Annotated in this window: 10 protein-coding genes; 4 read left to right on the top strand and 6 right to left on the bottom strand. The window is 70.7% G+C overall.

All coding sequences use genetic code 11. From position 1 onward, the window contains the following. Positions 1-15: 15 nt before the first annotated feature. Positions 16-2139 carry a hypothetical protein gene (locus tag ACZ4UU_RS29185; RefSeq protein ID WP_471906344.1) on the bottom strand — a complete coding sequence of 708 codons (2124 nt, stop codon included), beginning with the start codon at positions 2137-2139 and terminating at the stop codon, positions 16-18. Between the two features lie 448 nt (positions 2140-2587). Here ACZ4UU_RS29185 and ACZ4UU_RS29180 point away from each other — a divergent pair, with 448 nt between their 5' ends. Beyond that, positions 2588-3952: an APC family permease gene (locus ACZ4UU_RS29180; protein ID WP_471906343.1), complete on the top strand. Its 1365-nt coding sequence runs from the start codon at positions 2588-2590 to the stop codon at positions 3950-3952. A 22-nt stretch (positions 3953-3974) separates the two neighbouring features. Here ACZ4UU_RS29180 and sigJ read toward each other — a convergent pair whose 3' ends face one another. Next, complete coding sequence (gene sigJ, locus ACZ4UU_RS29175; protein ID WP_471906342.1) at positions 3975-4916, bottom strand: RNA polymerase sigma factor SigJ; 942 nt, start codon at positions 4914-4916, stop codon at positions 3975-3977. A gap of 170 nt (positions 4917-5086) precedes the next feature. On the opposite strand from sigJ, the gene ACZ4UU_RS29170 reads away from it, so the two are divergent. After that, entirely contained in the window at positions 5087-5626 is a 540-nt protein-coding gene (locus tag ACZ4UU_RS29170; RefSeq protein ID WP_471906341.1) for a YceI family protein, read from the top strand. Between the two features lie 36 nt (positions 5627-5662). Here ACZ4UU_RS29170 and ACZ4UU_RS29165 read toward each other — a convergent pair whose 3' ends face one another. From ACZ4UU_RS29165 to ACZ4UU_RS29155, 3 genes are all read right to left on the bottom strand, one after another. Continuing rightward, on the bottom strand, positions 5663-6076 hold the full coding sequence (locus ACZ4UU_RS29165) for a cytidine/deoxycytidylate deaminase family protein (RefSeq protein ID WP_471906340.1): 414 nt from the start codon (positions 6074-6076) through the stop codon (positions 5663-5665). A gap of 85 nt (positions 6077-6161) precedes the next feature. Continuing rightward, positions 6162-7409, bottom strand: a complete 1248-nt coding sequence (locus tag ACZ4UU_RS29160) for an FAD-dependent monooxygenase (RefSeq protein WP_471906339.1) — start codon at positions 7407-7409, stop codon at positions 6162-6164. After that, positions 7406-8800, bottom strand: a complete 1395-nt coding sequence (locus ACZ4UU_RS29155) for an MFS transporter (RefSeq protein WP_471906338.1) — start codon at positions 8798-8800, stop codon at positions 7406-7408. The genes ACZ4UU_RS29160 and ACZ4UU_RS29155 overlap by 4 nt, the downstream gene beginning before the upstream one ends. A 124-nt stretch (positions 8801-8924) precedes the next feature. Here ACZ4UU_RS29155 and ACZ4UU_RS29150 point away from each other — a divergent pair, with 124 nt between their 5' ends. Continuing rightward, entirely contained in the window at positions 8925-9563 is a 639-nt protein-coding gene (locus ACZ4UU_RS29150; RefSeq protein ID WP_471906337.1) for a TetR/AcrR family transcriptional regulator, read from the top strand. 12 nt (positions 9564-9575) lie between these two features. Here ACZ4UU_RS29150 and ACZ4UU_RS29145 read toward each other — a convergent pair whose 3' ends face one another. Then, entirely contained in the window at positions 9576-10802 is a 1227-nt protein-coding gene (locus ACZ4UU_RS29145) for an NlpC/P60 family protein (RefSeq protein ID WP_471906336.1), read from the bottom strand. A gap of 289 nt (positions 10803-11091) precedes the next feature. Between ACZ4UU_RS29145 and ACZ4UU_RS29140 the strand changes: the two genes are divergently transcribed. After that, on the top strand, positions 11092-12006 hold the full coding sequence (locus ACZ4UU_RS29140; protein ID WP_471906335.1) for an amidohydrolase family protein: 915 nt from the start codon (positions 11092-11094) through the stop codon (positions 12004-12006). The last annotated feature ends 84 nt before the right edge of the window (positions 12007-12090 follow it).

The raw sequence follows: 12090 nt of genomic DNA, 5'->3' as shown, positions 1-12090 counted from the left end.
TGCCGGTCGCGCCGGTCAGCTCCCCGTGGGAGAGACGGGCTCGGCCACGCCCTCGGGCACCCGGGCGTCCGGTGCCGGGGCGGTGACCGGCGCGGAGCCGTCCGTGGCGGTGGCCGTGGAGGGGGCCGCGGACTGCGGCAGGGTGAGGGCGAGCGGCGTGGCGGTCGCGGCGGTCCATGCGGACCGTTCACCGGCGTACGCCTCGCCGAAGGCGGCGCCGTCCCGTGTGGTGCCCTCGGGCATCGTGGCGGGGACGTCGACGCCCGTGGGGGTCTCGACGGTGACGGTGTCGCCGATCCGGTAGGCGGTGACGTGTCCGTCGGCCACCGCGGTCCGCCAAGAGGCGCGCCGCTTCAGCTCGTTGCCGATGTCCTTCATTCTCAGGTTGACCAGTGGTGTGTTCGGCGCGAACAGCGTGCCGTAGGTGTCGAGGACGCCGTCCAGGACCGGGTAGGCGATGCGGTCCTCGGCCAGGTTGGACTGGTGGATGAAGTGCGGCTTGGGGTCGTTGCCGAGGACGTGACCGAGGGCGATCTGCCGTTCCAGGGGCACGATGTGCCGGTCGTAGCCGGTCGCGGTGTCGAGCGGCTCGGGCAGGCAGGTCGTGGTGTCCGGGTTGTCCTCGCAGATGCCGCTGCCGCCCTGGGCGCGGCTGGTGTAGATCCAGTTGTACTCGTCGACCTGTTCGGCGGCGCGGCCCGCGTTGTAGAAGACGTTCATCGGGTAGCGGGGCACCGTCGTGGCGGGGCCGACCTGCCGCTGACCGGGCTCGCGGGAGTTGTCCGAGGCGAGCCAGGCGATGCCGGTGTCGGCGAGGGCGAGCGCCAGGTTGGGATTGTCCGTGGGCTGCTGCGGCAGCACCCTGAGCCCGGAGTGCTCGCCGGTCACCAACTCGTCGTCGTCCAACGGGAGTCCGGCCGACCGGCCCCAGGCGCTGTTGTGGGCGATCTCGTCGGCGACGTCGGCGCGGCTGACCCACTTGGTTCGGCCGTCCGCGTCGGTGGCGCACCGCCAGGGCACGACCGAGGTGTCCTGTTCGCAGCCGAGGAAGGCGTGCGTGTAGGTGTGGTTGATCCAGCGGAACTCGGCGCGTTCGGCGACGAGCCGGTCGGCCAGCGGGTCGGCGCCACCGTTGTCCTCGCGGTGGTCGACGCTGCCTGCGCCGTTGTAGGCGAGGTCGAGGGTGAAGCCGCGCTCGCGCTGCCAGGTGACGGCGTGGCCGACGTCGGCGGGCGTCATCCTGATCGGGTCGGGTGTGGCGTTCGGGTCCGTGCAGTCCACGTCGCCGGGTGTGCAGTTGAGCGTGGAGTTCCAGCGGTCGTCGGCGGCGAACACGTCGTCGACGTGGACGGCGAAGTAGTTGCGGGAGGCGCCCAGGCGCACCCCGCCGGTCATCCAGTCGACGATGCCGCGGGCCAGCAGCCGGAACTGCTGCTGGTACTCGTTGTAGACGAAGGTGACGACGAGTTCACGCCGCCCGTCGTGCCGGTACTCCCCCACCAGCGAGCCCTGCTTGGCGGTGCCCGGGATCGGCGCCTGCACATACGGGGTGAAGTCGGCGCCTGCCATGGGCGTCGACAGATAGGCGTAACTCTCGCCGACGGACGGCGAGTTGTCCTCGAACGGCACCGGCCCGTCGAGGTAGCCGAACACCCCCGCCCGGCCGGCGTCCGTCACCTGGGCCTGCACCCCGTCGACGCTGCCCGAGTAGCCGCCGTACACCGGGTACTGCAGCCCGGTCTCGGGGCGGGCGTAGGTGTAGGCGTCGACCTGCGGGATGTCGTAGGCCTGCTCGTACGCCGCGAGGGCGGCCATCTCCGGCGAGTTCGCCGGGAACGGGTTGTCGTTGGGCAGCACGACCGCCTGGAACTTGGCGCGGTCCCGGCCGTCCACGGTGTCCGCGAGGTAGCCGGCGTCGATCACCGGGCGGTCGGACCGCGTGAGGTCGATCTCCGTGTACGGCGTTCCCGCGGTGTCCAGTTCGGCGGCTATGGCGTCGGTGGCCGGGCCGCCGTCGCTGACGACGAGCACCCGCAGATCGATGCGGGGCGGCGGATCCGCCGCGTGTGCGGCCGGTGCGCCGAGCGCCGCCATGAGCGCGCACGTCGTGAGCAAGGTGGTGCCTAAGGTCCGCTTCATGCGGTGCTGTCCCCTCCCAGGGCAGGGGTGAGTACTGCTCCGCTGAGCGGACGCACCCCCGCGCGTGACGCCGGCTTCCCCCTCAGTCCGCCGGTCGTCGACCCATCCGTCGCGTCAAATAGTGAGGTATCTGTGGAGCTTTCGTGCTCTTGCTGCGGAACCTGACGGAAAAACGCAGGTGCGGGACAGGGGGTCGTTTCGCCCGGACCGTGTGCTCGAACGGGGGTCACCGCCGCCCGCGGGTGCGGCTTCGGCCTCTGCGGCGCAGGTGGGAGGGGGAGTCACCGTATCCGTGGACGGTCGGCGAACGCCGGTGCGACTGCCACTGGTGTGGACCGGTGTGCCGGTCGGCCCCGCGCCGGTTTCAGGTCACCCGCATCACTCACGGTCTGCCGGGCAGATGAGACGTTGTCCTGTCCCGTGGTCGACGCTTCATGGGGGAGCCTTCGTGTCCGCAACCGGAAGTGATGCCGCCGCCGCACCGGAGAGCCAGGACGACACCCCGCTGCGGCGGACCATCGGCCCCAGGCTGCTGGTCCTCTTCGTGATCGGGGACATCCTCGGCACCGGCATCTACGCCACCACCGGTCAGGTCGCCGGCAAGGTCGGCGGCGCGCTGTGGCTGCCGTTCGTCATCGGCTTCGTCGTGGCCGTCCTGACGGCGGCCTCGTACGTGGAACTCGTCGGCAAGTACCCGAAGGCGGCGGGCGCGGCGCTCTACACCCAGAAGGCGTTCCGGGTCCCGTTCCTCACCTTCATCGTCGCCTTCATGGTCATGTGCTCGGGCCTGTCCTCGGCGAGCGCCGCGGCCCGCGCCTTCAGCGGCGACTACCTCGCCGAGTTCACCGACTTCTTCCCGCCCACGCTCATCGCCGTCCTGTTCGTCCTCGCCCTGGCCGCGCTGAACCTGCGCGGTGTGTCGGAGTCCGTGAAGACCAACGTGGTCCTCACCGTGGTCGAACTGACGGGCCTCCTCATCATCCTCGCGATCGGCGCCTGGGCGGTCCTGTCCGGCGACGGCGAACCCTCGCGGCTCGGTGAGTTCCAGGCGGAGGGCACCGGGTTCGCGCTGATGACCAGCGTGCTGGGGGCGACGGCGCTCGGGTTCTTCGCGTTCGTGGGCTTCGAGGACTCCGTCAACATGGCCGAGGAGACCAAGGATCCGGTCCGTACGTTCCCGCGCGCCATCTTCACCGGTGTCGTCGTCACCGGCACCATCTACATCCTGGTCGCCCTGGTCTCCTCGCTGCTCGTCGATCACCGCGTGCTGGAGGACTCCAGCGGGCCGCTGCTGGAGGTCGTCAAGGCCGGCGGACTCGACTTCCCGCCCAAGCTGTTCGCGCTGATCGCCCTGTTCGCGGTCACCAACTCGGCTCTGATCAACATCATGATGGCCTCCCGCCTGTGCTACGGCATGGCGAACGAACGCATCCTGCCGCGCGCCCTGGGCCGGGTCCTCCCCCGGCGCCGCACCCCCGTCGTCGGCATCGTCTTCGTGTCCCTCCTCGCCATCGGGCTGGTCTCCACCGGGGAGATCGAGGGCCTCGGCGACACCACGGCCTTCCTGCTCCTGTGCGTCTTCGCCGTCGTCAACATCGCCGTCCTCGTGCTGCGCCGGGACCGGGTCGAGCACCGGCACTTCCGCACACCGACCGTCCTGCCGGTGCTCGGCGCGATCACCTCGCTGATCCTGGCGAGCCCGCTGTCCGACCGGCCCGCGAACGTCTACATCCGGGCGGGCGTGCTGCTGGCGCTCGGCATCGGGCTGTGGGGGCTGAACAAGCTGGTGCTGCGGGTGCGCGGCGAGGAGTGACAGCCTCGCCGCGTCGGCCTGGTCAGCCCGTCGTCCAGGGCCGGAGCTTCTCGGGGTTGAGCACCGCCCAGATCCGTTGGACGCGGTCGCCGGCGAAGTCGAACGCCAGCACCGACACGGCGACGCCGTCCAGCTGAGCCACCAGGCCGGGCTGGCCGTTGACGGTGCACTCCAGGATCACCACGTCGGGCACGGCCCTGGCCCGTTCCGCGAAGAACCCTGCGACCTGCTCGGCCCCCTGGACCGGATGCAGAGCCGCCGGGACGACGCCGCCGCCGTCACCGGTCGCCGTGGCGTCCGGGGCCAGCAGACCGACGAGCGCGTCGATGTCGCGCGCTTCCCACGCCTGCTTGAAGGCCCTGACGACACCGGCACGCCGGGCGGCCGCTGCCGGGGCCGCGGCAGGCTGCGCCGCACGGATGCGGCGCCGGGCCGACGAGGCCAGCTGACGGCACGCCGCGGGCGTACGGCCGACGATCTCGGCTACCTCGGCGAACGAGTAGCGGAAGACGTCGTGCAGGACGAACGCGACCCGCTCGGCCGGCGTCATCGATTCGAGCACGACGAGGAAGGCCATGTTGACCGACTCGTCGAGGGTGACGCGGTCAGCGGGGTCGACGGGGGCACCGCCCGGCCTCCCGCCGACCCACTCCGTTCCGTTCGGCAGCGGCTCCGGGATCCACTCCCCCACGTACCGTTCCCGTCTGGCCCGTGCCGAGCCGAGAAGGTCGAGACAGATGCGACTGGTGACGGTCGTCAGCCAGCCACCGGGGGATTCGATGTCCTGCCGCTGTCGCGGAGACATGGCGTACCAGCGGGCGTAGGCCTCCTGCACGACGTCCTCGGCCTCGGCCAGTGAACCGAGCAGCCGGTAGGCGACATTGATCAGCCGGCGCCGCTCGCGCATGATCACGCTCAGGTCGGGGTCGGGTTCGCCGTCGTCCGGCGCAGATGGGCTGGTCATGGGCCGTCGGCTCCCTCGGTCACATCGTCTCTCCCCCCTACGACGAGACAGCCCGGCGAGATGTGAGGTGCGGTCGCGCCTGACATTCCGAAGGGCTGTGTCGTCGTACCTGCGAGACCGAAACCATCCCGCAGGCGGCGACCGTCCGCATCTTCCTGGAGCGATCAACCATGACCACCACCACAACCCAGCTCAGCGCACTGACCGGCGACTACGACCTCGACACGGCCCACACGCGGATCGGCTTCACCGCCCGGGCGGCGATGATCTCCAAGGTGTGCGGGCAGTTCGACGCGTTCGAGGGCAGCGCGCGCCTGGACGGCGACGTCCCGTCGAGGTCCTCCGTCCGGCTCACGATCCGGTCCACGAGCGTCCAGACCCGCAACCGCAAGCGCGACGACCACCTGCGCGGCGCGGACTTCCTGGCCGCCGCCGACCACCCGACGATCACCTTCGCCTCGACCCACGTGGAGCAGATCGAGGGGGCCGCCTTCAAGGTCACCGGAGACCTGACCATCCGCGGCACGACCCGGCCGGTCACCGTGACCTTCCGCCTGACCGACGCCGACCAAGGCCCCCGGGCCGCCCGTCGCGTCCGCTTCACCGGCACGGCGGCCGTCAGCCGCAAGGACTGGGGAGTGAGCGGGGCCGCGGGTCTGGTCGGCGACAAGGTGACGCTGACGTTCGACGTCACCGCGATCCGGCGGTAGTGAAGGGTCGGACGCACATGCCGCGGCGTGGGCGGCCTATTCGGCGTCGATCTGGTGGTCGGCCCAGACATAGCTCGCGGGCAGCAGGTCGGTGATGAGGACGGCCCGGACCCGGTCGCCCTCGCCGACGATCACCTTGAGGTCGGGGAAGTAGTCGAGAAGAGCCTGGCGGCACCGGCCGCACGGGGGAACGACGCCGCGGTCGCGGTCGCCCACGGCGACGATGGTGTCCAGGTCGTAGACGCCCTGGGCGGCCGCCGCACCGATGAGGACCAGTTCGGCGCACGGCCCTCCGGTGAAGTGGTAGGCGTTCACGGCGGTGACGATGCGCCCGTCCCCGGCGCGGGCCGCGGCCGCCATGGTGTGGTTGTCGCCCCGGCACCGCGTGCGCGCGACGTGGGCCGCGGCCTGGATGAGCTCGTGGTCGAGGTCCTGGATCTGCGTGGTCATGTTCTCCGCCTTCGTCCGTCGTCAGGCGACGTTGACCCGCCTGCCGATGCTGCGCAAGCGGATATCCGCGGTGCCTGCTCGCTGGTCATCGCAGTTGGCCCCGCGTCGGTGGTGGCAAGGTGAGGGCGTAGTGGGCGGGTCGTCCCTCCGTGGCGGGCACGGTTCCGGTGCTGAGGCCGCGCAGCATGTCGTTGCGCTGCTCCAGGCCCCGGGCGGTGGTGGGGAAGAGCGTGGCGCCGCCCTCGCCGATCTGGTCCTGGTTCCGGGTCACGAACTCACGGGTGCCGTGTTCGTAGGCGGCGAGGCCCGCGGCGGCGTCCCGGTCGGCCAGGGAAGCGGCGAGCATGTACGCGCCGACGAGCGCGAGGCTGGAGCCCTGCCCGGTCAGGAAGGAGGGTGCGTACGCGGCGTCGCCCACCAGCCCGACCCTGCCACTGGACCAGCGAGGCATACGGATCTGGCTGACCACGTCGGTGAACAGGTCCGTCGCGTCGCGCAGGGCGGCGAGCATGCCCGGGACCTCCCATCCCGCGCCGGCGAACGTCGCGGCGAACAGGTCCCGTTGGGCTTCGGGGTCACGGAACGCGCCGAACGAGGTGGGGGCCTGCGGTCGGGCGAAGGTCAGGAGGGCGTGCACCTCGTCGCTGTCCCCCACGGCGTAGAGAGCCGCGGCTCTGCCCGGGGTGTTCCACATCATGACCTCGTGGGAGAGGCCGAAGGTGTTGCGCATGGTGAACCCGGCGAAGCAGTACCCGAGGTAGTGGTGGAACCGCTCTTCGGGGCCGAACAGCAGCTCCCGGGTACGTGAGTGCAGACCGTCCGCACCGACCACCATGTCGAACGTACGCCGGCCGCCCCCGCGGAAGGTGACATCGACCCCGTGGTCGGACTGGTGGAAGGAGTCCACGCAGTCGTCGAACAGGAACTCCACATCGTCACGGACCGCCCCGTACAGAGCCTTCGTCAGATCCCCGCGCCGCACCTCCAGGTCCCGTCCCGCGACGCTGCCGGCGACGGCGTGCGCGTCGACCGAGGCCACCGTGCCGCCGTCCGCGTCGAGGAAGGTCAACCGGCGCAAGTCGACGTGCGCGTCCCGCAGTCGGGGCAGGATCCCCATCCTGCGAACGACCTCCAGCGCGGTGCCGCGTATGTCGACGGGGTAGCCACCGCCGCGTACTGTGCCCGCCTTCTCCACCACCGTGACGGCGTATCCGTGGCGGTTCAGCCAGAAGGCGAGGGCGGGGCCAGCGATGCCGCCGCCCGATATCAGGACCTCGCGCCTCCGGGGCGGAGTACGGAAAGGCGTCGACGGCTCGGGGTCGGTGCGGGTCATTGCTTGACTCCTTTGCTCATGGTGCGGACGGCGAGCAGGGACAGCGCCGTGACGGCTCCGGCGATGACGAATCCGGTGACGAAGGCCGACTCGGCCGGGTCGTCCGCCCCGGGACGGGTTCCGGCGGCGAGGAAGGCACCGCTGACCTGTGCGCCCGCGGCGAAGCCGATCACCCGTGTCACCAGGACCAGGCTGGTGGCGGTGCCGGTGTTGCCGTGCTCGACGGAGGTGGCGGCCTTGACGACCATCGCCGTGATGCAGACACCGCTGGCGAGGGCGACCAGCGCCTTGCCGACGACCAGGTGCCAGACCTCCGTGTGCAGGAACGCCAGGGCGAGCAGCGTGGCCGTCATGGTGCCGACTCCGGTGGTGACCACGGCAGTCGAGCCGAAACGCCGCGCCGCGGCCCCGCCGAGCGGCCCGCTGACCGCCCCCGCGACGGCCCCGGGCAACAGGTACCGGCCGATGTCGGTGGAACTGGCGCCGAAGCCGTATCCGTCGGCGGACGCCGCGAACAGCTGCGGAACGAGGAACATCGACACCGCCGTACCCACACACACGGCGAAGGTGATCGCGTACGAGCTCCAGATCGCCTGCTTCGCCACCATGCGCAGATCGACCATCGGCGAGGGCGACCGGCGTTCGACGGAGATCCATCCGGTCACCAGTAGGGCCAGGAGCGCGAGGAGGGCACCGAGTACGAGTGGGCGGCCGCCGAGTTCGGGTGCCATCGAGAGGCCGAGCATGAGCGTCAGCAGGATGCCGCTCAGGAGAACCAGGCCGGGCCAGTCGATCCCGGCGTCCGACCGGGTCGGCGGATCGTCCGGCATCAGCCGGTGGACGAACAGGGTCGCCACGACGATCGCCATCGTGGGTATCGCGAACATCCAGTGCCGGGACAGCCCTTCCGCGACGGGCCCGGCCATCAGCGTGCCGAGCATGCCGCCGCCCACGAACAACCCGCTGACCACCCCGATGGCCACCTGCGACTGCCCCGTCGACAGGTGCTTGCGTACCAGGATGAACGACAGGGGCATCGCGCCCACCATCGCGCCCTCCAGTACCTGGCCGAGCAGCAGCACCGGCAGGTTCGGAGCCAGCGCGGACACCAGGCCACCGGCCGAGACCACCGCCATCAGCCGGAGCATGACCCGTTTCCCGCCGTAGCGGTCACCGAGGTTGCCCGCGACGGGCGTGACGAGGGCTCCGGTGATGAGCATCGTGATGCTGAGTAACGCCCCTTGGGCAGGGCTGATCGACAACTCGCGTTGCAGCAGCGGGAGCGTCGGTGTCACCACCGACTCCAGGGCCCCCGTGGCGACCGCCAGCATGCCGAGAGCACCGACAGCGGCCTTCCCGACGCGGACCGGGCGAGCCAAGGTCGTGGTCATGAACGTCCCTTCCTTCGTTGCCGGATGAGTGTCGTTGCCGTTCCCTGCGCGTGCGCGGCGGCCGTTCACGCAGGGCATGCCAACTACACTACACTGTGCAGTAAAGTCGGGTTAGGATACGGCCATGCCGACCACGAAGACACTGCGCGAGGGCTCCACGCTCAAGCGGGCCGCCATCCTCACCGCGGCCCGGGAACTGTTCCTCGCCGACGGCTTCGACCGGACCAGCGTCGACGCGGTCGCCGCACGGGCGGGGGTGTCCAAGCGGACGGTCTACGACTACTTCGGCGACAAGCGGACGCTGCTGCAATCAGTCGTCGACGGCGTCGGCCAGTCACTGATCACCACGATCCGGCGCATCCTCGACGACACCCTCGCCGACCCCGCCGAAGCCGCCGATGCCGCCGACCTCGAGGACGTCCTGGTCACGTTCTCGATGCGGATCGCGACCGACATGCTCGGCTCGGCGGAGTACGCGACGCTGCAGCGTCTGGTCCGCGCGCAGTCCGGACTCGGCGAAGGCGGCGAGAACTCCATGGCCGACGCCCCGGACGAGGCGCTGGCCGAGCGTTTCGCCGCCTTCGCCGAGGCCGGACTGCTCGACGTCCCCGACCCCCGGCTCGCGGCCGACCAGTTCATCGCGCTGACCTTCAGCGTCGCGCTCAACAGGTTCGGCTCCGCGAACGCCGCGGAGGACGACCGCGTCCGGCCGCTCCTCGTGGAGGGCGTGCGGACCTTCCTGCGGGCGTATCGGGCCAAGTAGGGCCGGGGGCGGTCAGAACCAGGCGGTGCATTCGATGGCGCCGCCCGGACCGTTGGTTCCGCAGGCCCGCATGACGAGGCCGGCGTCGTTCCACTGGGTGGTGTACGCGTCGCTGCCGGAGGTGATGGTCGTGAAGCCGAGCATCGGGTGCCAGGTCGCGCCCCCGTCGGCGCTGCGGTCGACCCAGATCTCGTCGCCGACCGTGCCGCCGATGATGCGGCCCCAGGCACACTGGGTGGTGCTGTTGTAGCGGAGTTCCACCGTGCGGCCGAAGACGGTGGTGGACTTGGCCGTCCAGGCGCCCGCGGAGTCGGGTTGCGTACCGTCGCCGCAGGACGTGTTGTTCTCCGCGCCGGCCAAGGTGCCGCCGATCTCCGGATAGTTGCCGCAGGACGGCACGTCCTTGAGGAGGGCCGGGCCCTGGACGAAGAGGTTGCTGATCCAGCTGTGGTAGTCCGGCAGGAACGACCACACGTTGTTCACCATGCCGTCGACCGTGGCCCGCTCGCCCACCCGCTGGCACAGCACCCGGACCTTGACGGAAATGCCGTTGCCGTTGGTGAAGTTGATGCGGCTGGTCGTGTTCGAGTCCTGCCGCAGGTTGGGCCGGCCCCAGGTCTTCTGGTAGGAGCCGCGGCCGTCCCAGGACCAGACCCCGGGTGTGACGTCGGCGTGCGGACGGAAGGCGCCCTGGTAGCGCTCCCAGCGCGCGCTGATGTAGTTGACCTGGATCTTCTTGCCCGACTCCGGTGCCTCGACCATCATGCCGTTGCCGAGGTAGAGCGCGACGTGCGTCGGGCCGAAGCCCTCACGGCCGAAGTACATGATGTCGCCGGGCAGCAGGACACCCGACCCCTGTGCCTTCACGAACTTCGTGTGCGCGTACCCCGGTGCCGCGAAGGTCGCCTGTGTCGTGCGCTCGGTGATGAGGTCCCGGCCGGTCGCCTTGTACCAGGCCCAGCGCACCAGCCCGATGCAGTCGAAGCTCCAGTAGGTCGGATCCGCGGCCGATGCGGGGTCCGTGCGGTCGACCATGCCCTGACTGGGGCCCGGCACCCCCTGTGCGTGACCGCCTCCCCAGGCGTACTGCTCACCGACGTACCGGCACGCGACCTCGACGGCCGCCTCCGCCGCCGCACTCGCACCGCCCTGGAGCGGCGCGCACCCCGCGGCGGCGGCCGCCGGAGCGGCCGGGAATGCCGGCAGCCCCAGACTCACCACCGTCACGAGCGCGGCCACGAGAAGCCGCACCCGCCGAACCCACGACGGCCCGCCCCACCCCGTTCCTCCGTCCCCCGTTGCGCCGGCCCCTCTCCCTCCGGCCCCTCTTCCTCTGGCGTCTCTGATTCCGCGCACTCTGTTGATCACGGCACTCCCCCTGGTCTCTACGGTCTCCCCGCGAACGTACGGAATCCGCCCGCCCGCCGGTCCCTGTCATGTGTCAGGAGCGCCCGCCGAGAGTGATCCCTGGCGCATCCGCGAGCAGAGGAATGGACCCGCCGCCCTACCAGGGGCGATCGTGAACGGCATGAACGATCACCGCACGGAGTCCCTCGCCCCCGACCCGCACCCCGGGTCCGCCGCGATCCGTCTCTTCTGGGAGCGGCTCGGTCTTCCCGGGCTGGTCGACGTCCACACGCACTTCATGCCGGAGCGCGTGCTGCGCAAGGTCTGGGGCTATTTCGATGCGCTCGGACCGCTGACCGGTGGGCTGGAGTGGCCGATCACCTACCGCGCGGAGGAGTCGGAACGGACCGCGCTGCTGCGGGAGTTCGGTGTACGGGCCTTCACCTCGATGCTGTACCCCCACAAGCCCGGCATGGCGCCCTGGCTGAACGGCTGGGCCGCCGACTTCGCCCGCCGCACCCCGGACTGCCTGCACACCGCCACCCTCTACCCGGAGCCCGGCGTCGAGGCGTACGTCCGGGAGGCCGTCGAGGCGGGCGCGCGGGTCTTCAAGGCACATGTGCAGGTGGGGGCCTACGACCCGGCCGATGAACTCCTCGACGGGGCCTGGGGTTTGCTGGCCGAGGCGGGGATCCCCGTGGTGATCCACTGCGGCTCCGGGCCGGCGCCCGGCAAGCACACCGGCCCCGAGCCGATCGCGCATGTGCTGGCACGGCACCCCCGGCTGCGACTGGCCGTCGCGCATCTCGGCATGCCCGAGTACGAGGAGTTCCTGGGGCTCGCCGAGCGGTACCGGGAGGTGCGGCTGGACACGACGATGGCGTTCACGGACTTCACCGAGCGGTTCATGCCGTTCCCCGCCAGGGCCCTGCCCCGGCTGGCCGACCTCGGCGACCGCGTCCTGCTCGGCTCCGACTTCCCCAACATCCCCTATCCGTACGTCCATCAGCTGCACGCCCTGGAACGGCTCGGGCTCGGGGACGAGTGGCTGCGGGCGGTGTGCCACGACAACGCCGTAGAACTGTTCGGGCTGTGACGCCCACCCCCTATCACGTTCAGGAGAATCCGACGTCTGTGCGGTGCAGCGTGTTTCGGTGTGGGTATCAGCATCGGATCCGGC

This window comes from Streptomyces sp. NPDC028907 (assembly GCF_055564995.1).
Note: the sequence above shows the minus strand (reverse complement) of the source record. Positions and strands in the feature narration are given on the sequence as shown.